Origin of the sequence: Saccharicrinis sp. 156, assembly GCF_050589685.1 — a bacterium.
In the GTDB taxonomy this organism is placed as follows: domain Bacteria; phylum Bacteroidota; class Bacteroidia; order Bacteroidales; family Marinilabiliaceae; genus Saccharicrinis.
The window spans coordinates 32,451-56,312 of sequence record NZ_JBNGOS010000006.1; the positions used below are offsets into that span (position 1 = coordinate 32,451).

General features: G+C 39.8%; 13 protein-coding genes. 12 read left to right on the forward strand and 1 reads right to left on the reverse strand.

Annotation, left to right across the window (positions count from 1 at the left end):
* Window positions 1-130 precede the first annotated feature (130 nt).
* The 5 genes from ACRD64_RS04760 (at window position 131) to ACRD64_RS04780 (ending at window position 8,629) form a co-directional block, all read left to right on the forward strand.
* Window positions 131-538, forward strand: coding sequence for a transposase (locus ACRD64_RS04760; protein WP_430932189.1), 408 nt, complete (start codon window positions 131-133; stop codon window positions 536-538).
* Window positions 539-879: 341 nt separating this feature from the next.
* Window positions 880-1,242: a hypothetical protein gene (locus tag ACRD64_RS04765; protein WP_430932077.1), complete on the forward strand. Its 363-nt coding sequence runs from the start codon at window positions 880-882 to the stop codon at window positions 1,240-1,242.
* Between the two features lie 829 nt (window positions 1,243-2,071).
* Window positions 2,072-5,200 carry a SusC/RagA family TonB-linked outer membrane protein gene (locus tag ACRD64_RS04770; protein ID WP_430932078.1) on the forward strand — a complete coding sequence of 1,043 codons (3,129 nt, stop codon included), beginning with the start codon at window positions 2,072-2,074 and terminating at the stop codon, window positions 5,198-5,200.
* Window positions 5,201-5,210: 10 nt separating this feature from the next.
* The gene (locus ACRD64_RS04775) at window positions 5,211-6,749 is read left to right on the forward strand and encodes a SusD/RagB family nutrient-binding outer membrane lipoprotein (RefSeq protein WP_430932079.1); all 1,539 of its coding nucleotides are present in this window, start codon (window positions 5,211-5,213) and stop codon (window positions 6,747-6,749) included.
* An 11-nt stretch (window positions 6,750-6,760) separates the two neighbouring features.
* Complete coding sequence (locus ACRD64_RS04780) at window positions 6,761-8,629, forward strand: LamG-like jellyroll fold domain-containing protein (protein WP_430932080.1); 1,869 nt, start codon at window positions 6,761-6,763, stop codon at window positions 8,627-8,629.
* A 297-nt stretch (window positions 8,630-8,926) separates the two neighbouring features.
* Here ACRD64_RS04780 and ACRD64_RS04785 read toward each other — a convergent pair whose 3' ends face one another.
* Window positions 8,927-9,778, reverse strand: a complete 852-nt coding sequence (locus ACRD64_RS04785; RefSeq protein ID WP_430932081.1) for an AraC family transcriptional regulator — start codon at window positions 9,776-9,778, stop codon at window positions 8,927-8,929.
* A gap of 359 nt (window positions 9,779-10,137) precedes the next feature.
* Between ACRD64_RS04785 and ACRD64_RS04790 the strand changes: the two genes are divergently transcribed.
* The 7 genes from ACRD64_RS04790 to ACRD64_RS04820 all read left to right on the forward strand — a co-directional run bounded on the left by ACRD64_RS04790 (window position 10,138) and on the right by ACRD64_RS04820 (window position 23,847).
* Window positions 10,138-12,435, forward strand: a complete 2,298-nt coding sequence (locus tag ACRD64_RS04790) for a GH92 family glycosyl hydrolase (RefSeq protein WP_430932082.1) — start codon at window positions 10,138-10,140, stop codon at window positions 12,433-12,435.
* A gap of 180 nt (window positions 12,436-12,615) precedes the next feature.
* Window positions 12,616-15,645: a GH92 family glycosyl hydrolase gene (locus tag ACRD64_RS04795; RefSeq protein WP_430932083.1), complete on the forward strand. Its 3,030-nt coding sequence runs from the start codon at window positions 12,616-12,618 to the stop codon at window positions 15,643-15,645.
* A gap of 98 nt (window positions 15,646-15,743) precedes the next feature.
* A complete protein-coding gene (locus ACRD64_RS04800; RefSeq protein WP_430932084.1) occupies window positions 15,744-17,984 on the forward strand; it encodes a GH92 family glycosyl hydrolase in 2,241 nt (746 codons plus the stop codon).
* Between the two features lie 198 nt (window positions 17,985-18,182).
* The gene (locus ACRD64_RS04805; RefSeq protein ID WP_430932085.1) at window positions 18,183-18,950 is read left to right on the forward strand and encodes a copper homeostasis protein CutC; all 768 of its coding nucleotides are present in this window, start codon (window positions 18,183-18,185) and stop codon (window positions 18,948-18,950) included.
* A gap of 240 nt (window positions 18,951-19,190) precedes the next feature.
* Window positions 19,191-20,477, forward strand: a complete 1,287-nt coding sequence (locus tag ACRD64_RS04810; RefSeq protein ID WP_430932086.1) for an MFS transporter — start codon at window positions 19,191-19,193, stop codon at window positions 20,475-20,477.
* 21 nt (window positions 20,478-20,498) lie between these two features.
* Window positions 20,499-21,470 carry a glycoside hydrolase family 130 protein gene (locus ACRD64_RS04815; protein ID WP_430932087.1) on the forward strand — a complete coding sequence of 324 codons (972 nt, stop codon included), beginning with the start codon at window positions 20,499-20,501 and terminating at the stop codon, window positions 21,468-21,470.
* 175 nt (window positions 21,471-21,645) lie between these two features.
* Complete coding sequence (locus ACRD64_RS04820) at window positions 21,646-23,847, forward strand: GH92 family glycosyl hydrolase (protein ID WP_430932088.1); 2,202 nt, start codon at window positions 21,646-21,648, stop codon at window positions 23,845-23,847.
* The last annotated feature ends 15 nt before the right edge of the window (window positions 23,848-23,862 follow it).

The following is a 23,862-nucleotide window of genomic DNA, read 5'->3' on the forward strand; positions in this document are numbered from 1 at the left end:
CAAAGGCACACTGAAGGTAGACGCTACTGTTGCAGATCAAGAGATAACCTGTCCCACGGATCTTAAACTTCAGGCAGAAAATTTTAAAGGTCTGTATGGCCGATATCCAAAGTACTTTCTTGGCGATGGCATCTATTTAACACGTGAAAACAGAGGTTTTTTAAAGCTGAATAATATCCAGATTGTCGGCAAACCATTAGGTAGGCCTCCCAAAATCAAAGTGTCATCAGCTCAAAAACATTATAGGAAGAAGAAAGCAGCAGAAAGGAATCACGTTAAAGGTAAGTTTGGTCAAGGAAAAAGAGGATATGGACTCAATAATATAAAGGCAAAACTTCAAGATACTTCTGAATCATGGGTAAATGCCATCATTTTTGTAATGAATCTAACTAAATTAGTTCAGGTAGCCCATGAATACGGCAAACTTTGCGGCTTATTTCTTAAAAATCATATTAAAGCGTTATTAGCACTGGTTTATTTTCAACAATACCGTTTTCAGATTTGTACAGTAAAAATAAATCAACAAAATATAAAATAGAACTTCAGTAACTTCCAGCTAAGTCCCCGAAACCTTTAGCTAAGTGTTGGAAATTAGTAGCTAAGTGGACAAAATGTTTGTCTAAGTTGTTGAAACCACCTTCTAAGTGCTCAAAACATCCGGCTAAGTGCCCGAAATGACTTTCGAAGTGTTCGAAATGACATTCTATTTATTCGAAATAATTAACTAAGTGGCAGAAATAATATTCTAAGAATAAAAAACAACCGTCTAACTGTACGAAATGAGTTTCTAAAGTACTTTCGCAGGTTAGGCTGTGCCAGAACATTAGTTATGACGACCTCCATCACATCGCCAATTACGACTCGCTGATCAGGCAACTGATGGGTATCGAGAACGGTTTCGGCCATGGGCGCATAGAAATAGGTTACCAGAGCATTATCGATAATGTTGGGCTTTTGTCCGACGAAACCGTAAAAGAACTTAACGGGATTATTGTTAAGTTCGGGCACGAGGTGTTTAAAAAAAAAGAGGAGGAAGCATTGTGCTTAAAAACCGATAGCTTTGTGGTGGAAAGCAACGTGCATTTCCCGACAGATTACAACTTGCTGTGGGACAGCGCCCGCAAATGCATCGACATGGTCACCAGACTTCAGGAAAGGAACAACCTTCCGGGTTGGAGAAAGATAAAAAACTGGCGCGGTGACCTGAAAAACAAAATGAGGGCACGTAAGCCTATCGGTTAGCGCATACAACCTCCGGAAAATAGGAGAGCAATTTATTGCGGAAATGCGTGCCTCCGAAAAAAACAACAGTCACAGGGGACTGGCCGCATAATACATCCTAAATAATAATATATTAAGTGTTTTGACAGGGAGGCTTATGCTCTTTTATTTACAAAATGGGGAAAAACCAAAGGAACAAACCGCTTGGTCAACAAAAAGTATTTGAACAGCCTTGCTCAACTCTTTTAATATTGAAATAAATCAGCTTGGATTTGTCCACTTTGTAAAAAAAGCGACTTTTCTTGCCGGCACTAAATAATATTTACAGCAATAGCTTTTTTCCTATAGCTGGTTTTTATAATGAATAATTCCTGTTCACTTGTTTTTTAAGTTTTAACCCGGATTACGCATTAGAACTTCGTCGTGAACATTGAAAGTGCAATAAAACCAGGCTTTACTGAAACGAGGCATAGCATCGTTATGGTGAGTTGAAGTGAAGCAGCAGAGTGTCTTGTTTTGAAACAATTTCAATGTGTAATAGATTTTCTAATGCATATTGCGGGTTTAACGTTGAAAGGTAATAAAAAACCGTTTTAGAGTAATCAATAAATTTGATTATGGTTTGGTATAGGCTTACTTTTGGTGTTGACAAAAATTAATGAAAACATACAAAAATTAACAGTATATATTAAATTTAAATCAAATTCCATGGAGAAGACAAAATGATACGTTATGACAGCTCTTCTAGCTTGATATCAAGTAAACTGTCAATTAAATCGGTATGTAGTAGGAATGATTAAACAAGAAAAAGTGTCTCTAAATTGAAGAAAAACTAATAAAAATGAGAACCATGACGAAAAGTTTTTTAAGTCTATTTGTACTTGTGTTTTTTGCTTCCGCAACACTTATTGCGCAGCATCAAATTACAGGTAAAGTTATAGATGAAACCGGGGAGCCCATACCTGGAGTTAACGTAATTGAAAAAGAAAATAATATGAACGGTACAATTACCAACTTTGATGGGGTGTATACGTTTGAGGTTGGAAGTAATCAGTCAACCTTAACTTTTTCTTTTATCGGATTTAGACCTCAGGAAGTGGCCATCGCTGGTCAGAACACTATAAATGTTACATTGATGGCAGATGTAACAGGTTTAGATGAGGTAGTGGTAACTGCCCTTGGTATAAAAAGGGAAAAGAAAGCACTAGGTTATGCTGTCCAGGATGTTAATTCGGAAGATTTGAACGTATCAGCGAACCCGGATGTTACAAGTGCTTTACAAGGTAAAGTTGCAGGTGTTAATATCACAACAAGCGGCGGTGTAGGAGGTAACTCACGATTAGATATTAGGGGTACAAGTTCTTTGCTTGGAGATGATAACGTACTTTGGGTTATTGACGGAGTACCGTTCTCAGGAGAAGAGAGAAGTAATGGTGGTATCTGGGGTGGTACTTCTAATGGAGGTGGTTTGCTCGATATCAACCCCGAGAATATAGAAAATATATCTGTGTTAAAAGGAGGTCCGGCTGCTGCTTTATATGGATCCAGAGGTGCAAACGGTGTAATAATGATTACTACAAAGGATGGTAGTGATTCTAAAGGTCTTAATATTAGTTATTCAGGCAATGTAACAGTTTCAGATGTAGCATATGTGTTGGAAACGCAAAATCAATATGGTCAGGGAACAGAAGGAGTATATTCTTCCACTGCCTCTTCAGCCTGGGGACCAAAATACGATGGTGAATTGCGGGAAGCATGGAATGGGGAAATGTTACCATATGTTGGAGAAGGTGATAAGGTAAAAAAGTTTGCTCAAACCGGATTGAGTTATAATAATTCGATTGCGTTTGCTAACAGCAATGAAGAAGGAAACTATAGGGTTTCTATTGGAAAAAATAAATCAGAGGGGATATTTAAAGGTCACGAAGTAGATAAGCTCAACTTCGATTTAAAGGCTGCTTACCAAATTAATCCATGGTTAAAGATAGATACAAAGTTATCGTACATTAAAAACGAGGGTGCTAACCGACCGGAAATTGGTTTTTATAGTTACACCTCATATTTAAACGCCATGCCAACCAATATAAGGTTGAATGATTTGGCTCCAGGTTATGTTATTCAGGATAACAAACATGTTGAATATCTGTATGGCTCAAGTAGTGTGATTACCGAAAACCCAAGTGCGAATTCAAGAAACCCATATTTCCTGCAGGAGCAAAGAGTGAACAATGACGAGCGTAACCGTTACTTTGGTTATTTTGCAGCCCATGTTAATTTAATGAAGGATTTGTCATTAAGACTGAAATATGGTTTGGATTCTTACAGATATGGAAGTGTTTGGGGAACAAAATATGAAGATCAGATATCGGTCACACCTACCTATAATTCAAGAGAAAAATTCTTTGAAGAGGAAAATTATGAGTTTTTGTTCAGCTATAATAAAGATTTTAATGAAGACTTAAACCTGGGAGTTACATTTGGTGGCAATAAGTTACATAGATATACAGAGACGATGACGGCTAATTCTGGTAAATTGATTGGAGAAGACTATTTCTTCTTAGCCGGAGCAGAAAACAGTAATAATATGAATGTTACCGAATCGTTTGAGGAAAAAGAGATTCAATCGTTATATGGCTCATTGGATCTTGGGTATAAAGATATGGCTTATTTAACTTTAACTTCGCGTCATGATTGGAGTTCGAGTTTACCTTTAGGTAACTACTATTTTTCGTATCCTTCGGTAAGTTTAAGTGGTATTATTTCAGAAATGGTAGAGTTGCCTGGTTGGATCAATTATTTAAAAGCAAGAGCTTCCTGGGCACAGGTAGGTAAAGATCCTGATGCATATTTTACAGATGTTGATTTGAGTTTAGGAACCGGTATCAATGGTTTAACCACATTAAATATTCCTAACAATATTGTAGATCCTAATATTAAAGCTGAATTATCAACGGTAATTGAGTTCGGTGTAGAGTTTAGTTCATTTAACAACAGATTAAAAGTTGAAGCCAACTACTACAATGAGCAAACGGAAAACCAGATCGTAACTGTTGAAAACCCTCAATCTGCGGGTTATAGATATTATAAAACAAATACCGGATTAATCTTAAACAAAGGTATTGAAGCTTTAGCGACTATCACACCAATTAGAACCAACGATTTTAATTTAGGCATAACGCTTAATTTTTCTAAAAACATAGGTGAAATTGATTGGCTTTTAACAAAAGAACAAGGCGATGAAGAAAATGCACCTTTTAAATTCTATTCTGATAATACACAGTCTGTTGAGGTGAGAGGTTATGAAGGAAAAAGGCTAGGCGATATCTATGGAACTGTTTACGAAAGAAATGAAAATGGTGATATTATTGTGGATTCTCAAGGATTGCCGGTCATCGCACAGGAAAAAGAAAAGCTTGGGAATATCCAAGCCGACTTTACGGGTTCGTTAGGCCTAAATGCTTCCTATAAAGGATTGTTTGTAAACGCTTTGTTCGGGATGCAATTTGGCGGTGATATTTTCTCCATGACAGAGGCTTCTGTCACAGGTTCAGGTAACTCAATGCGAACACTTGATACCGGAAATGGAAATGAAAGGGAAGATTTTTATGTGGACGGAGTAACGGAAACGGGAGCTTCTAACACAACGCTTACTTCTGCTCAGGCATATTTTGGAAAAGTTGCGGGTGTTGATGAAGAGTTTATGTATGATGCTTCTTATGTGAAACTAAGAGAAATTTCTGTCGGGTATAATATCCCCAAATATATGTTAGATAAAATACCTGGAACTTTTATTTCCAGTGCGAGATTTGCAATTGTAGGTAGAGACTTATTTTATTTGTATAAGGATACTCCTGGAACAGTGCCTGACGCTAGTGCATTTAGCTCAACAGGTAACAATGGTTATGGAGCGCAAGCTTTTGACTTTTCTCCGGTACCGGTAACCCGTTCAATAGGATGTTCATTAAACATTAATTTCTAATACAACGAATATGAAAAATATAATTATTGGTTTATCGGTCTTATTATTATCTGCATGCTTTGTGGGTTGTACTGATGACTTTGAGGCAATAGATACAAAAGATGGTGTGGTTAATTCAGGTGAGCCTGCCTGGTTGTTTGTGCAGATGTTACAAACACCGAGACAAAATTATCAAAGAAATACGAACTTGTATGATGACTTTTATGCCCAGTATTGGTCAAATATAGTAAGCGGTTTTGAATCGCCCAGATATGAATATGTGAATGGTTGGATAGGTAACCAGTGGATTGAGTTTTATACACAGGAATTGGTAGATGCGAATTTTATCAAAAGTAACTTCGGAGACGATCCGGCATTTGCGAATGCTGTGAATATTAGTGAGATATGGATGGTGCATGAATGGGCCAGGATGGCCGCCACATATGGTGATATTCCTTATTTCGACGCAGGAAATGGAGTTCAGGTCCCTTATAATACGGAGGAGGAAATCTATGATGATCTATTTGACCGACTAGATGTAGCTATTGCTGCATTAGACGCCGGTGATGCTTCTCAATATAGTTACGGAAGTTCAGATCTGTTTTTTAATGGTGATGTAGAAAAGTGGAAAAGGTTTGGTAATTCTCTTCGTTTAAGATTAGGAATGCGTTTGGCAAATGTAGCGCCTGCCAAGGCAGAGGAAGAAGTTAAGAAAGGAATAGCCGGAGGGGTAATGCAAAGTAATGATGATGTAGCCAGAATACCTTTTCAGAAAGACACATGGTTCGATTACCTTGACAAAATGGCTTGGGACTGGAACAATATCAGAGCTTCTAAAACTTTTACCAACTATTTATATAATCAGTCCACAGTAAATGAAGACCCTAGAGCGTGGAGATGGTTTACTTATAAGGAAAGTTCGCCTTTATTTGGTAGTTCAAAAATTGTGGGTGTTGAAAACGGTTATGATGTGCTTCCTGATGATGCTTCTGATTTTGCTACCATAAATATGACGGGAACTTTTATTGATTTTGCAAAGGACTTAGGTAACGATCCCATTGTGTATATGCCAATTATGTACTATACCGAAGTGTTGTTTTTACAAGCTGAAGCTGCATTGAGAGGATGGGGAAGTGGTGACCCTGATGATTTAATGCGTCAAGGTATTCAGGCTTCAATGGATTATGTGGGAGTTGATGCTGCGGATGCACAGGCGTATATTGATGGTGTATCTGCACTTGATGGGTCTAATGAAGAGAAGTTGAAGAAAATAATTACGCATAAATGGATATCTAATTTTCCGAATGGAATAGAAGCCTGGGCTGATTTCCGAAGAACGGATTATCCCGATATTACTTTGCCAATTGATGGTGTAAGCGGAAGCGCGAGTGTAGCTTCAGGAACATGGGTAAAACGTATTCGTTATCCCGACAATGCTCATGAATTTGATTCGGAACTTATGCCCAGCTCCAAAAATACGATTGAATCAGATAGAATGGATATTAGGTTGTGGTGGGATGTGGCCGATACGAAGGATAAGACTTCTGGATTAATGAACAGTAACTTTTAAATTGTAGAGAAATGAACGTAAAAACATATAATAATGCCTTTTTAATAGGTATTCTATCCATCTTCATGGCATTCTCTTTTGTGTCATGTGAAGATGACGAAACAAGTGGTGGCTTCGCCAATACTTCGTTGGATGGATTAATGACAGAAGCGGAGACATTGATTGCCGGTAGCGAGGAGGGAATTGATGCCGGATATTATAAGCCAGGTTCCATTGATAAACTTCAGAGCGCCTTATCTTGGGTTGAGTGGAAAATAGAAAATGCAAGATCGCAAGCCGATTTAGATGATGCGGTAATAAAATTGCAGGCTGCTGTTGATTTGTTTAAAGCAAGTACCGTGGCTGTTGCCATGCCATGGATTAAGCAGGAAAATGATACTTATATCCAAATCTCGGATAATATCAAAACTGTTTTAAATGGAGCATGGACCATTGAAATCAAGTGTTATGTCGTCGACTTAAATACAAAAGGCTATTCAAACAACCTTTTCTCGGCAGAGCAATCAGGTCCTGATAGTGGTTTTGGTGTTAGATACTTTAGTGACGGTAAAATTCAGGTAGTTGTAGGTAACAATAATTGGGTGGATACAGGAGATCAGGCAGGTGCCGGTACAATGAAGTCAGGTGAATGGATAGATGTTACCATGACTAATACCGGTTCTGTTCAAGAGCTCTATATCAATGGTGTTAAGTTAGCAGAAAATGAAAATACCCATCTATTAGCAGCTGATAAACCATTCGTGATTGGTAATAGTCCTATGTGGACCGACCGCGTATGTAACACTTTGGTTAAAGATTTTAGAGTGTGGGGGTCAGTGCTGGATGCGGCTACAATTGAAGCTAACAGAACAGCTACCATCACAGGTGCTGAGTCTGGATTGGTTTGTTATTTCCCGTTCGGATCTGATTTAGGTTCAGAATTCACCGATGTTACCGGTAATTATACTGCTACCACGGTAGGTAGTATTGAATGGGTTGCAGAACCTCCTGTTATAGTATTGGTTTACGATAATATTAATGCAGCTATCACTAAAATTACTGATTTCAGAGCTACGGTTACGGAAGGAGAACAAGATGGAGATTACCCAATAGGAACTTTAGATTTTATTGACGAGATTATCGCTGACGGTAATGATAAACTTGAAAATGAGACCCGTCAGTCTGCTTTGGATGACTATGCTACTACTGTTGATGAAAATATTGCTTTAATCAACTCAATGTTAGTGGGTGATGCCGATGGTATATTGATTGATCGTGATTTGTCAAGTGCAGTAGGTTTGCGTATTACGCCTAACTATACGCCTCAAGGAGATTATACCGTTGAATTTAATGTGAAAGTTAAGTCTTTATTCGGTTATGGAACCGGCGAATTCTTTAATAACGGAGAATATGGTGTTTGGGTTTATGGATATGATGAACTTACAGAAGAAAACGTATTGGGTTCAGGCGGTCTTTGGAACTTTACAAATGCAGGTGCAGGATGGCAAGGTCCAAAAACAGACCCGTTGGTGATGAAAACCGGAGTGTGGCAACATGTTGCTTTAGTACATGACAATACTGCCCGCACAACTAAGATATTTGTTGATGGAGTTGAAGAAGCAGTATTTGAAGACATAGGTGCTCCAAACAATTCTGGTTGGGGAGAAATGTGGCTAGGTAATGGCTGGGGTAAAATGGATGGTTACATGAAGGATTTCCGTCTTTGGGATGTCGTTCGCGCCCCTGGGGAGCTTGACGCAGATATTACTGGGGATGAAACAGGTTTGAATGCTTATTTCCCATTAGATAGAGTTAAAGGCGTTAAGTTTGCCGATGAAACAGGAAACTATATGGGTGATATGAGAGGTATTTCGTGGAATGCTGCCGTAAGTGCAGACTAAAATAAAAGGTTGTACATAATGTCATCCTAAAGAGGTTGACTGTGTTTCGTCACCGCAAGTTTCTCGTCTTTGAGGGGCTTGCGGTTTTTTCTTTATCAGGCAGCAGCCTTTAGTCATTAGTGTATATTCAAAAAAGAATACCCGAATTGTATGATATATTTTTTGGTGAAGTTGGAGATTTGCACCTTGGACACACCTAATTTCGAAAACTGAACGGATACAATTTTACTGAATACCGAAACCATTGTGCCAATGCACCGATTAACGAACACTAGCCAATCACACACTGCAGGCTGATTAAAACACCCTATGGTTTACTGCTCTATATTCATTGGGTGTCATGCCATTGTATTTTTTAAATACTTTGTAAAAATGCCCGATCGCGTTAAATCCACAGTTATAGCAAATGGTTTTGATGGGCACATTGGTCATGGTTAACCTTTGTGCGGCATAACTCATCTTAATTTTTGTAACGGTTTCGGTAAGAGTTTGGTTAAGGTGTTGTTTGATTATTTTATTCACGTGATCCGTGGTACGGTTGGTGAGTGCCACAAAACCGGGGACTCCTTCCCTGAATAATTGCGGCGAATTATATTGTTCCAATGCAAGTGCCAGCCAATGGGGGATGCCCTTGGCTTTGGCTTCAAATGACTCAGTCAACATTTTAAATATCTGTAATATCATGATGTCCAGATGAAGATAGTCCCGTTTTTTAGAAAGCGTGTAATCGGTCAGCGATGAAATTTCGTTTATCTGGTCGGCGTTCAGGTGAACCATGTATGGCATTTTATCCTTGGTCCAAAAAAATGTTTCCGAATCCGGAAAATATCTATCCTTAAAAAGTTTTAAGCTTTCCAAATAAAAGGCAATGTTGGTAACCACCAAACCGGTATTGTTACCTGATGATACAAAAGTATGTGTATCTGAAGGACGTATTAAACCTAATGTCCCTTTCTCGATGGGGTGTTTTTCTCCATTGATATAGTGAATACCGGTACCTTCCTTGATCCAGAATATTTCGGCATAATCATGGTCGTGGTAATCCAGGTTTTCATCTGCCGTTATTGTTCTTCTAACAATATGAAAAACATCACCCGGCTCAATCAAAAAAGATGGCAGACTGATTCTGATATTATTTTCAGGTGTCATTACAGTGTACAGTGTTTCACAATTAAGTTAAGCTCTGCTATTTTAGCTTTATATATCAAATATATATAAAATGTTAATCCTATCATTTTTAAATTTCCTATTTTAATAACAAATGTTAACATCATTTGTTAAAACGAGGTTTTTATTTTGTCATGTAAAGAAATGATGGCGTAAAATGCTTGGCTTTTAATCGCCTCCGAGATATAACGGAATAGCACAATAAATGTCAGTTGCGACATAACACATCTTTTTGCACTGCTCTTTGTTTAGATTTAACTTTGAACTCAAATTAAAGGAAACAACTGCCATCGGAATTCTAGAGGCGGTGGAGGAAAAATAATTTGCGTGTTAAATATAAAATGATGAAGAGTTTATTGTTCTTTTCGACCATGATTGTGCTTGTTTTAAACGGATATGCACAAGGGTATGTAATTCCCAAATCAAGTATCGATTATGCAGCGTATGTTAACCCTTTAATGGGAACCGATTCCGAGTTTTCCCTTTCAAACGGGAATACCTATCCGGCGATTGCACGTCCATGGGGAATGAACTTCTGGACACCCATGACGGCCAATTTTGGTGACGGCTGGACCTATAAATATCGCGATTACCAAATTAAAGGGTTCAAACAGACACATCAACCAAGTCCTTGGATAAATGACTATGCTGCTTTTGCCTTAATGGCCGTTACGGGAGACTTACAATTTCAAGAAGAGAAAAGAGCCTCGTGGTACTCTCATAAAGCAGAAGAAGTAAGGCCTTATTACTATAGTGTTTATCTGGCTGATTATGATACAAAAGTAGAGATAACTCCAACCGAAAGAGCAGCAGCCTTTAAGTTTACTTTCCCCAAGAACGAACAGTCTTTTGTTTTATTGGATGGATTTAAAAAAGGGTCGATGGTGAAGATAATCCCGGAAGAAAGAAAGATTATTGGCTATTGCAGAAATAATAGCGGAGGTGTACCGGAGAATTTTCATAACTATTTTGTGGCTGAGTTCGACAAGGATTTTGAAATCGTTCATACCTGGATAGATTCTACACTGTTGAGGGGAAAAACTTTTGCCGAGGATGACCATGTAGGAGCTGTTGTTGGCTTTAAAACTGAGGCAGGAGAAGAAGTAAATGTAAAAGTGGCTTCTTCATTTATATCTCCGGAACAGGCACAGTTAAACCTGGACCGTGAACTAGGTAATAAAACCTTTGCCCAAATCAAAGATGATGGTAAGAATGAGTGGAATAAAGAATTAGGCAGGATAAAAGTAGAAGGCGATAATATAGATCAAATACGAACATTCTATTCTACCTTATACCGCGTTTTGCTGTTTCCACGTAAATTTTATGAGCTGGATAGGGATCATAAAATAGTTCATTACAGTCCGTATAACGGAGAAGTGCGACCGGGATATATGTTTACGGATAATGGTTTCTGGGATACTTTCCGGGCAGTTTTCCCATTTTTTACGTTGATGTATCCGGAGCTAAATAGCCAAATTATGGAAGGTCTGGTAAATACTTACGAGGAGAGTGGGTGGCTGCCGGAGTGGGCTAGCCCGGGTCACCGTGGATGTATGATTGGATCTAACTCTGCTTCTTTAATAGCCGATTCTTACTTAAAGGGAATAAAAGGCTATGATATTGAAAAATTATATGAAGCCATTGTTAAAAACAGTGCCAATGTGCACCATGAAATTAATTCTGTAGGACGATATGGTCACGAATATTATAACACGTTGGGGTACATTCCTTACGATGTGGATATTAATGAAAACACGGCACGTACATTGGAATATGCCTATGCCGATTTCTGCCTCTGGAAACTAGCAGAGACATTAGGCAGACCACAAGAAGAAATTGATCTGTACAAGTCACGCGCACAAAATTATAAGAATGTGTTTGATAAAGAATCAGGCTGGATGCGCGGCCGCAACGAGGATGGAACTTTTCAATCTCCATTTAATCCTTTTAAATGGGGCGATGCTTTTACCGAAGGAAACAGTGTACATTATACCTGGAGCGTATTCCAGGATGTGGAAGGATTGATTGGATTAATGGGCGGAAAAAATGCCTTTGTGAGCAAATTGGATACCGTATTTAATTTACCACCCATTTTTGATAATTCATATTATGGTTTTACTATTCATGAAATCCGTGAGATGCAGATTGTGGGAATGGGTAATTACGCACATGGTAACCAACCGATACAGCATATGCTTTATTTGTATAATTATGCCGGCCAACCGTGGAAAACCCAAGAGAAAGTGCGTGAGGTGATGAACAAGTTATATACACCAAATCCTGATGGATATTGTGGGGATGAGGATAACGGACAAACATCAGCCTGGTATGTGTTTAGTTCGCTCGGTTTCTATCCTGTTTGCCCGGGAACCGATCAGTATGTAATTGGAGCACCATTATTCAATAAGGTTACCGTAATCCTGGAAGATGGAAAGGAACTATGTATTGAAGCCAATAATAATAGCGAAGAAAATATGTATGTTAACCATATTAATTTTAATGGAAAGTCAATCGATCGCAATTATTATACACATAAAGAATTGCAAAATGGTGGTAAAATAACAATTGAGATGTCATCGACCCCAAATAAAGAAAGAGGGGTTAGCAAAAAAGCTGCACCTTATTCGATGTCGAAATAGTTATTGGTCAATAGTCATCCGTGTTATGTGAAATTAAGGTTGCCCTATATTAGTTTTTTTACATGGTAGAATAGCTCTTTCCTTTGACCCTTACATTAAGGAGGAAGTAATCCATTAAACATGGAGGGATGGGGGTGATTCAAGTTATATTTTATTAAGATTTCTTTTAAAGAAGAATGTATGCACGTTAAAAACATTATAATATTTAGCACATTAATCCTGGGATTCTGGGCCTGCCAAAACAGATCTCAACGGCCCATCGATTATGTGGATCCTATGATTGGTACCGACGGTATTGGCCATACCTTTCCCGGAGCAACGGTTCCTTTTGGAATGGTACAGCTGAGCCCATCCAACGATTTTAAATCATGGAACTGGTGCTCAGGATATCATTATTCCGATAGTGTTTTAAAAGGATTTGCACATACCCATATTAGCGGAGCAGGATTGGCAGGATTGGGGGATATTTTATTGATGCCAATGGTAGGGGAAGTAAAATTAAATCCTGGAACAGAGGAGGATCCTGAATCTGGTTATCGCTCCCGGTTCTCGCATGACAGGGAAAAAGCATCCGCAGGTTATTATTCGGTTGTGTTGGATGATTATGATGTCCATGTGGAACTGACAGCTTCAGAACGGGTAGGTTGCCATAGATATACCTTGGGTAAAGAAGGTCGATTAAATGTAATTATCGACCCTACCCACAATATCATGGAAAAGGTATTAGATACAGGAGTGGAATTTCTTTCGGAAACGGAATTTCGAGGATACAAAAAATGTGATGGGGAAGCGGGGGAGCGTACCGTATATTTTTATGCCAAATTTTCAAAACCGGTATCCGGTTATGGCTTGGCGAAGGATGATGAAATAATAACGGAGGTTTTTAAGCTCAATGGTAATAATACGAAGGCATTTGTACAGTTTGACCTTCAGTCGGATGAAGCGCTAGAAGTTCAGGTAGCCTTATCGTTTGTGAGTTACAAAGGGGCTAAAGCTAATTACGAAGCGGAAGTAAAAGGTAATTCATTTGAAGAAACCCTTGCTGAAGCAAAGCATAAATGGAGCGAGAAACTAAACAAGATTCATGTGAAGGGTACATCGGAATCTGATAAAAGAATTTTCTATACAGGAATGTATCACTCCTTTATTTCGCCCAATTTAGTTTCGGATGTAGATGGAAAATATTGGTTGGAGGGGAAAGCCTATCCATCGAAAATACCCCAATATTCCAACTATTCTACCTGGGATACCTACCGGGCATTAAATCCTTTATTTACCATTATAGAGCAGGGAAAAACCGCTGAGTTTGTCAATTCACTGACGAGCCGATATACTGAAACAAAAGTAGGGCTGCCCGTTTGGGAATGCCTGGGTCACGATAATGTTTGCATGATTGGTTACAATGCGGTTTCACCGTTGGCTGATGCAGCCTTAAAAGATATTCCTGGAATTGACAAGGAAAAAGTATATCAGGCTGTTCGTGCAGCGGCCATGTCCCTGGAAAAACATTCTCCCAATTACGACAAAAACGGGATGGCAGAATATATCAGGCTGGGCTATGTTCCGGCGGAATTAAACTGTGCAGTCTCCAAAACAACCGAACAAAACTATTACGATTGGTGTATTTCGCAATTGGCAAAAAAGTTGGGGAATCAAAACGATGCAGCACTTTTTGCCGAAAGAAGTATGGGTTACAAAAATCTTTATCACCCCGTAAAAAAGTTTTTATATTCTAAATATACAACGGGTGAGTGGCGCGAAATGAATCCGAAAGTTTGGGATGACTTAATCGCCAATTATGTGTCAGGAAATATTTGGGGCTATTCGGCTTATGTACCGCATGATGTCAACGGTTTGATAGAACTCATGGGCGGAAAAGAAGTGTTTGCGCTCTGGTTGGATGATATTTTTGCGGATACCACCCAAATTGGAGGGCATACCCATGTGGATATCTCCGGCTTTATTGGAAAATACGGGCATGGTGATGAACCATCGCAACATATGCCATATTTGTATAATTATGCTGGTCAACCATGGAAAACCCAGGAGAAGGTGCGTCAGGTAATAAATGATTTTTATTTCGATTTACCGGATGGCCTTGTCAATAATGATGATCTGGGACAAATGTCGGCCTGGTATATTTTCAGCTCGATGGGCTTTTACCCCGTTTGTCCGGGAGATATGAAATACATTATTGGTTCCCCGTTGTTTAAAGAGGTGGTATTAAACCTGGAGAACGGGAAACAGTTTAAGGTAAAAGCCAAAAATAAACCAAAGGAGAACATCTACATCCAGTCCGTTATGTTAAACGGTAAACCTTATACAAAGACCTATCTTACGCATGATCAAATCATGGATGGCGGGGAATTGATATGTATTATGGGGTCAACGCCCAATAAGGATTGGGGTACAAAACAGGGTGATCTGCCATACGCAAAAGTGGATTTAAATAAAAACCAAAGCGCTCTGCCCAAGATAACCTATAAACCTTATGATAAAGATAACAGTGAGGTATTTGAAGGGTCTAGGAGGATTGAGCTTACGTGCCATACTTCGAATGCTAAAATATATTATACCCTGGATGGAAGGACTCCAAACAAAAGAAGCGGGGCGTATAAAAAGCCTATCATAATTAGTAAAACATCTAATTTAAAAGCGATTGCTTATGCCAATGGAATGGAGCAAAGTTTTATATACGAGCGTACTTATTATGCTGGGAGAAGGTTTGCAGAACTGGAAAAGGGATTTCCTAAAATTACGTTGCTGAATGAATCAAAGAAGTTTGGCGATGCGGATGGAAGTATGCTGTTGGACCTGGAAATTGGATCGGAAAGTTTTAATGATAGCAGATGGACAGGGTTTGATGGTGAGGATATGGTTGCAACTATCGATTTTGGTCAACCAATTTCCATTAATAATGTAAGCATAGGATATCTGTCAAATACAGGAGTGTGGATTTTTCCTCCTTCATCAGTGAGAATTTCCGTTTCAATGGATAATGATAATTATAATACGATTGGTTATCAAAAACTTAATTTCTCGCAGGAAGAGATGGGAAAACCTTTTTTAAGGAGGCAAGATTTCCAATTGGGTAGAACGGAAGCTAGATACTTAAAGGTTAAGGTAAATAATTTTGGGTTGGTGCCGGATTGGCATGCCGCAGCAGGTCATAAAGGTTGGCTGTTTGTTGATGAAATATTAATCAATTAGCAACTAACAGGTATATTATAAGAGTGGCAACGGTTCTCCCCTTTGGCCTTGACAGCAAGCAAAAGCAATAGGGTTGTAACCTACAAAATGTAACAAGTATGATAAAACTTAAACATATAGCGATTTTATTGGCGGTATTTGGGGTATCGGCTTACGGCCAGCATTATACCCAATACGTAAATACTTTTATTGGCACAACCAATTTTGGCACCACGAATCCCGGTGCAATAGTGCCACAAGGAATGGTTTCGGTTGTTCCTTTTAATGTAACGGGTTCCGATGATAACAAATGGGATAAAGATGCCCGTTGGTGGTCTACACCGTATTCGTGGGATAACAAATTCCTGACAGGTTTTTCACACGTGAACCTCAGCGGGGTTGGATGCCCGGATTTAGGCGTTATCATGGTGATGCCAACTACGGGTAAGGTCAATGCCTCCTTGAAGGAGTTTGGAAGCAATATGTCTGCCCAAAAAGCGGAACCGGGATATTACAGCTGCATGCTGGATAAATATGGAATAAAAGCCCAGGTAACATCAACCCAAAGAACCGGATTAAGCAAATTTACCTTTCCCAAAGGACAATCAAATATCCTGATTGATTTAGGCAATAGCCTAACCAACGAATCCGGTGCTTGCCTCAAAGTAATCAGCAATCAGGAAGTGGAAGGCTCGCGTATGACGGGTAATTTTTGTTATCATGGCCATTCCGAGCGACCGGTGTATTTTGTGGCACGTTTTAGCAAACCGGCAACTTCATTTGGTGCCTTTAAAAAAATGCCTCCAATGAAGGCGGAAAAGGACTGGTCTGCAACATCAGGAAAGTTCAAGTACTACGAAGAATTTCTACACCCTGTGGCCGGAGATAGTATCGGTGCATACTTTTCATTCGAAACAGAGGAGAACGAAGCCCTAATGGTTCAGGTTGGTGTTTCCTATGTAAGTATCGAAAACGCGCGACAAAACCTTGATTTTGAGTCTGTAGGTTTTGATTTTGAAAGAGCCAGGAGAGAAGCTCTGCAAGAATGGGAATCTGTTCTTTCTAAAGTGAAAGTTGAAGGTGGTACTTTGGATCAGAAAACAGTTTTCTACACTGCGCTCTACCATATGAATATACATCCAAACATCATTAACGATGTGAACGGTCAATACCCCATGATGGAATCGTTTGGTATTGGAGAAGTCAAAGGCAGAGACCGATATACCGTCTTTTCTTTGTGGGATACCTACCGTAATTTCCACCCTTTGATGAGTTTGTTGTATCCTGAAAAGCAGTTGGATATGGTTAGGTCTATGGTGGATATGTACAAAGAAGGCGGATGGCTGCCAAAATGGGAACTAAACAGCAAAGAAACTTACACCATGAACGGTGATCCTGCTTTCCCTGTGATAACCGACACTTATCTTCGGGGATTAAAAGATTTCGATGTTCAGGCTGCCTACGAGGCCATGCTGAAATCTGCGACCACACCTGAGAAGGAAAATAAGATAAGAACCAACAATGATTTTTACTTGCGAAACGGTTATGTGCCCTTTGCCGAAGAGTATGACAATTCGGTTTCCATTGCCCTGGAATTGTATCTGGCGGATTGGAACCTGGGTGTCTTGGCGAAAGAACTGGGAAAGGATGAGGATTATAAACGTTTCGATAGGCAATCCAAAAGATATACGAATTATTTCGATAAAAAGGGATTTAAGATGCTCCGCCCTAAAAAAGCAGACGGCACTTTTATCCAGGACTTTGATCCTTTGCAAGGAAAGGACTTTGAACCGGTTCATGGTTTCCACGAAGGAACTGCATGGCAATATACATTTGGTATTCCGCATGACATCAAAGGTCTGATAAAACTCAATGGAGGAGGTAACAAGTTCACCCAAAAACTTCAAAAAGTCTTTGAGGATGGACTTTTCGATATGGCCAATGAACCGGATATGCACTATCCATTTTTATTCAACTATGTGAAAGGGCAGGAATGGAGAGCACAAAAGGAAACACGAAGATTGATTGATACCTATTTTAAAAACACGCCCGACGGTATTCCCGGGAACGATGATTGCGGAACTATGAGTGCATGGGTGGTTTATGCTATGATGGGTTTTTATCCCGTTTGCCCGGGCGATATGAATTATACCGTTACAGCACCTGTTTTCGACAAAGTAACCGTTGAGCTGGATGATCGCTTTTATTCCAATACAAAGTTGGAGATTATAAAACACGAAAAAGAGAAAAAAGGATTTATAAAGGATATCAAGTGGAATGAAAAATCAACCCATTCATTTTTTATCAACCACCACGACATGGTTAAAGGAGGTAGACTAGAGGTTTATTTGGGCAGATAGGAACTGATCCTGCGTTTATATCCCCATCAGAATATAAACTCGCGTTAACCTGGATTTAAAAGCGTTCGGGGAACTGCTTGATAGATTCTGAAGGGTATAGGATTGTAAAGTAAATAGATGTGATCCGATTCGGAAATAATGTGTTTTCCCCAGAAAAACCATTTGGTGTTATTTCGTGTGATTCGTGAACAAAAAATAATGAACAGAAACGACTTTGAAATAGAAATTTGTGCAGGCAATATCCAATCGGTTATTGAAGCCGATAAGGGAGGTGCCGATAGGGTAGAGTTATGCGACAACCTCATTGAAGGAGGAACTACCCCTTCTGGTGGAACGATTGCCATGGCAAAAAAAGTTTCAAATATTGATATTTTTCCAATCATTCGACTAAGAGGGGGGAATTTTGTGTACGATGAGTTGGAACTAAGAATTATGTTGCAGGATATTAAGGAAGCGATTTCTGCTGGCGCAGACGGTGTTGTAATTGGCGCATTGAATAAGGATGGTTCTGTCAATATTGATCAATGTCAACGAATGATAGAAGCTGCCAACGGATTGCCTGTTACTTTTCATCGTGCTTTTGACCAATGCAAGGAACCGTTTGAAGCTTTGGATACCTTGATGTCATTGGGAATATCAAGACTGTTGACGTCCGGCCAAAAATTCACAGTTACGGAAGGAGCCGGGTTAATAACCCGTTTACATGAAATGACGGGGGATAAGTTGACAATTATGCCCGGTGGCGGAATCAATGAACACAATATTGTAGAACTTGCCGAGAAGACGGGTGTGAAATCCTTTCATGCCTCGTTAAGAGATGTTTGTTCACAGGAACCTTGTTTTTGGAGAGATGAGGTAAAGTTTAACGGTACAAATGATTTGCCCGAGAATCAGTTTAAAACTTCAAGTAAAAAAAGGATTAGATGTTTAATAGAAAAATTGGAAAAAGAGGTTAACAGGAAATAAAGTGATGAATAGACTGTTCCGAATATAATTTGGAGGCTTTGCATAGTAACCGTAGGCAATGCTCTGCGCATATAATACTAAATAGTATACTAGTTTCCTATGCGGCGCGGGCGGGTAACCTAAGAAGTGTATCGGTAATAGTCTGTTTTGATCCCGAACATTATATACAGGATAAATCCCAGGCCTGGCTATATAAATCATTCGATGGAGAATAATTAATAAGAGAAAACACTAAAACTAATGACTGAAATAAAATCGAATTTTAAGAATCCTGCACTTTGGGTGCCTACTGTATATTTTGCCATGGGTTTACCCTTTGTGGCCATTGCGCAAGCTTCGGCTATCATGTACAAAAACATGGGGATTAGCGACACACAAATTGCGTTATGGACCTCATTGGTCATGCTACCGTGGACATTAAAACCGTTGTGGAGTCCGGTTCTGGAAATGTTTAAAACCAAGAAGCACTTTGTTGTGGCAACGCAACTGGTTACAGGAATGTTATTTGCATTGGTGGCGCTTTCATTACCCTTACATAATTTCTTCACCTACTCTATAGCACTGCTGGCAATTATAGCTTTTAGCGGATCTACGCACGATATAGCCACCGACGGGGTCTATCTAAGTGTATTATCGCCAAAGTTACAAGCCAAATACATTGGATGGCAAGGTGCCGCTTATAATATTGCGAAAATTGTTTCTGCTGGCGGATTTGTTTATCTGGCCGGAGAACTCGAAAAGACCATGGGCATCAAACATGCGTGGATGGTTGTTATGGGCACATATGGGGTCGTGATGTTTATTCTGGGCCTATACCATATCCGCATGCTACCACGAGGAGGCGAAGCTTCTGAAGTTAAATCCCTTCGGGAGGGGTTTGACACTTTATGGGATGTCATCAAAACTTTCTTTCAGAAAAAATTCATTGGCTGGTATATTGTTTTTATCATTCTTTATCGATTTGCGGAAGGTTTTGCCATAAAAATTGCCCCCCTGTTTTTTAAAGCTGCGCAGGCCGAGGGAGGATTGGGAATGACAACCTCCGAAATTGGGCTGGTGTACGGAACATTCGGAGCTGGAGCTTTTGTAATAGGTTCCATATTGGGCGGGTACTATATTTCTGCCAAAGGATTAAAACACACACTTTTCAAACTGGCACTGGTTTTTAATGTGCCATTTGCGGTCTATTCATATCTGGCCATGAACCAGCCCGATAGCATCTTTGTGATTTCCGTTGCGGTTATCTTGGAGTATTTTGGATATGGATTTGGTTTTGTGGGTCTTATGCTGTTTATGATGCAACAAATAGCACCGGGTAAATATAAAACAGCACATTATGCATTCGCATCAGGTATCATGAATCTCGGTTTTATGTTACCCTCTATGTTGAGTGGTTATTTAAGTGATTGGTTAGGGTATAAAATATTCTTTATTTGGGTACTTATTGCAACTATACCAGCCTTGCTGGCTGCTTACTTTGTGCCATTTACCTATAACGAACCAGAAAAAGAAATTAAAGAAATATAAACAATACTAAAGTTTTGAGATATGATAAGTAAAAATACAATTCCCTGGGAAGAAAGACCGGAAGCTTGTACCGACGTAATGTGGCGTTATTCCAAAAATCCAATTATTGGACGGTACGAAACACCAACGTCAAACAGTATTTTCAATAGTGCGGTAGTTCCATTCAAAGATGGTTTTGCCGGAGTATTCCGATGTGATAATAAGGCCGTTCAGATGAATATCCATACCGGTTTTAGCAAGGATGGTATCAACTGGGAAATTGAACCGGACCCCATCGTGATGAAAGCGGGAAACACCCAAATGATTGATTCAGCTTACAAATACGATCCGCGAGTTACTTTTATCGAAGATCGTTATTGGGTTACCTGGTGTAACGGTTATCACGGCCCTACCATTGGCATTGCTTACACTTTCGATTTTAAGGAATATTTTCAGTGCGAAAATGCCTTCCTACCTTTTAACAGAAACGGTGTTCTGTTTCCCGAAAAAATCAATGGTAAGTATTGTATGTTGAGCCGCCCAAGCGATAACGGACATACTGCTTTTGGAGATGTCTTTATGAGTTATAGTCCGGATATGGTTTACTGGGGTGAACATCGTTCAGTTTTAAAAGTAACCCCTTTCGAAGACAGTGCCTGGCAATGCTTAAAAGTGGGGGCAGGTGGTGTACCCATCAAAACAGAAGAGGGTTGGTTGTTGTTTTATCATGGCGTGATCCAAACTTGCAGCGGATATCGGTATTCAATGGGCGTTGCATTGTTAGATTTGGAGCAACCGGATAAGGTATTGCAACGTTCTCAACCATATTTGTTGGCTCCCGCAGTTGATTATGAACAGAATGGGGATGTGCCCAATGTAATTTTTCCCTGTGCATCCTTGCACGATGAAGAAGGAAAAGTAGCGGTTTATTATGGTGCTGCCGATACGGTAGTAGGCATCGCTTTCGGTCGTATCCCCGAAATTATCGAGTGGCTAAAGAAAAACTCGATATAAGAATCATTTAACCCGGGCTATTATTCCCGGGTATCTAAATACAAATTATCCGACGTATCACGTACGTTGAATTATGACCAACGAAATATTGCGTGGCCAGCCTAACGGCTGGCAGGGAAATCAATCAAATCTTGTTCGCCAAACTAAATTGATAATATTCTAATTTTAAGGAACAATGATTCAAGTTAAATACATAGCATTAATATTAATACCCGTTCTCTTCTCTTGTCAAACACAAAAGAAAAAGGCGGTAAACGACACCAAATCGCTCACGTCCTATGTCGATCCATTTATCGGTACTGACGGGCCGGGAAATACCTACCCTGGTGCTGTTGTCCCATTCGGAATGGTTCAGCTAAGTCCCGATAACGGGTTGCCGGGCTGGGACAGGATAGCCGGTTATTTCTGGCAGGATTCCACCATTGCAGGTTTCAGTCATAAACACCTTACCGGAACCGGGGCCGGTGATTTATATGATATCTTGGTGATGCCTTATAACAGTAGGTTTACCAATGATTTGTGGCCGGATCAGGAAGACTATCGTCCGTATTCCATGTTTAGTCATGACAAAGAGATGGCTTCGCCAGGATACTACTCGGTAAACCTGTTAAGTTCCGGCATAAAAGCAGAACTAACAGCCACAGAAAGGGTAGGTGTGCACCGATATTCTTTTCCTAAAGATAAAGAATCAAAAATTCTGATAGACTTAGGTTACAAACTGAACTGGGATAACCCAACTGAAACCTATCTTAAACTGGAAGACGAAAATACCATTGTTGGATATCGTTATTCAAAGGGATGGGCACCGGACCAGCGAGAGCATTTTGTCTTGAAGATGTCTAAGCCAATTAAGGATATCAGGTTTTTCAAAGGCGAAGAAAAGGTGGAAGGACGAGAAGTAAAAGCTAAGAAAACGAAAGCTGAAATTTCGTTTGTATCCCATCAGGAAGAACAGGTCTTGATAAAGGTAGCCTTATCCACATATTCTATCGAAGGAGCCAGAAAAAACATGGAGGCAGAATGCCCGCATTGGGATTTTGATAAAGTGGTGGAAAGTGCGGATAAAAAATGGGAAAAGCAATTGAATGTTATCGATATCCGGGGATCCAGCTATCAAAAAACAGTTTTCTATACCAACCTGTATCATTGCTTTTTAACGCCATCCTTACATTCCGATATAGATGGATGGTACAAAGGAGCGGATGGAGAAATGCACCAGGCTAAGGGCTATGATAAACTGGAAACATTCTCACTTTGGGATACCTATAGAACGGCACATCCTTTTTATACATTAGTTGTTCCTGACAAAGTAGAGGATATGGTCGCCTCGTTCCTAAGCCATTATAACGAAACGGGATTGTTGCCGGTATGGAGCTTCGCAGGAAACGAAACCAATATGATGATTGGCTATCATTCCGTACCGGTCATCGCCGATGCTTATTTTAAAGGAATCGCTATGGATGCCGAAAAAGCTTATGAAGCATGCAAAGCTACAGCGATGAGCGATGCCTGGAGCCTGCCGGATTATAAGAAATATGGATATATACCTCTGAACGATAAAGATAAAGGGCATTGGAGCGTCTCCAAAACTTTAGAATATGCTTATGACGATTGGTGTATTGCTGAGATGGCAAAGGCATTAGGAAAAGGAGATGATTACCATTATTTCAGCAAACGAGCGGATAATTGGAAGAATCTTTACGACAAGAATTCAACATTCTTCCGCCCCAGGGCAAAGGACGGTCAGTTTATTAAGCACTTTGTGGCAAAGGAATACACAGAGTTTTTCTGCGAAAGTAATGCCTGGCAATATTTCTGGCATGTACAGCACGATATTCCGGGATTAATTGAAACTACAGGAAAAGAGGTGTTTGCTGCCAAATTGGATTCCATGTTTACGTATTACGATGATCCCGACGAAGAGTTGCCCATATTCTCAACAGGGATGATAGGGCAATATGCGCATGGCAATGAGCCAAGCCATCATGTGGCATATTTGTACAATCAGATAGGCCAACCGGAGAAAGCCCAAACAACAGTGCGAAGGATCATAGAATCTCAATATACCGACAAGCCGGACGGATATTGTGGTAACGAGGATTGTGGGCAGATGTCGGCTTGGTTGGTGATGTCTTCCTTAGGCATGTACCCGGTAAATCCGGCTGATGGCGTTTATCATATCACTTCCCCGTGGATGTCGGGGGCAACCTTAAACCTGCCAAATGGAAAGAAATTTACTATAAAAACCGATAACTTTGGGAAAGGGAATGCGCTAATTGATGAAGTAACGCTCAACGGAACACCGCTCAAAGGGCTAACTATCACCCATCAACAGGTAATGAGTGGGGGAGAGCTATATTTCAAATTAAAGCAATAATGCCTATCAGGAGTT

Excerpts from the sequence above, each read along its gene's own strand:
- ACRD64_RS04765 (WP_430932077.1), top strand. The coding sequence starts at position 880 with ATGGGTATCGAGAACGGTTTCGGCCATGGGCGCATAGAAATAGGTTAC.
- ACRD64_RS04770 (WP_430932078.1), top strand. The coding sequence starts at position 2,072 with ATGACGAAAAGTTTTTTAAGTCTATTTGTACTTGTGTTTTTTGCTTCC.
- ACRD64_RS04775 (WP_430932079.1), top strand. The coding sequence starts at position 5,211 with ATGAAAAATATAATTATTGGTTTATCGGTCTTATTATTATCTGCATGC.
- ACRD64_RS04780 (WP_430932080.1), top strand. The coding sequence starts at position 6,761 with ATGAACGTAAAAACATATAATAATGCCTTTTTAATAGGTATTCTATCC.
- ACRD64_RS04785 (WP_430932081.1), bottom strand. The coding sequence starts at position 9,778 with ATGACACCTGAAAATAATATCAGAATCAGTCTGCCATCTTTTTTGATT.
- ACRD64_RS04790 (WP_430932082.1), top strand. The coding sequence starts at position 10,138 with ATGATGAAGAGTTTATTGTTCTTTTCGACCATGATTGTGCTTGTTTTA.
- ACRD64_RS04795 (WP_430932083.1), top strand. The coding sequence starts at position 12,616 with ATGCACGTTAAAAACATTATAATATTTAGCACATTAATCCTGGGATTC.
- ACRD64_RS04800 (WP_430932084.1), top strand. The coding sequence starts at position 15,744 with ATGATAAAACTTAAACATATAGCGATTTTATTGGCGGTATTTGGGGTA.
- ACRD64_RS04805 (WP_430932085.1), top strand. The coding sequence starts at position 18,183 with ATGAACAGAAACGACTTTGAAATAGAAATTTGTGCAGGCAATATCCAA.
- ACRD64_RS04810 (WP_430932086.1), top strand. The coding sequence starts at position 19,191 with ATGACTGAAATAAAATCGAATTTTAAGAATCCTGCACTTTGGGTGCCT.
- ACRD64_RS04815 (WP_430932087.1), top strand. The coding sequence starts at position 20,499 with ATGATAAGTAAAAATACAATTCCCTGGGAAGAAAGACCGGAAGCTTGT.
- ACRD64_RS04820 (WP_430932088.1), top strand. The coding sequence starts at position 21,646 with ATGATTCAAGTTAAATACATAGCATTAATATTAATACCCGTTCTCTTC.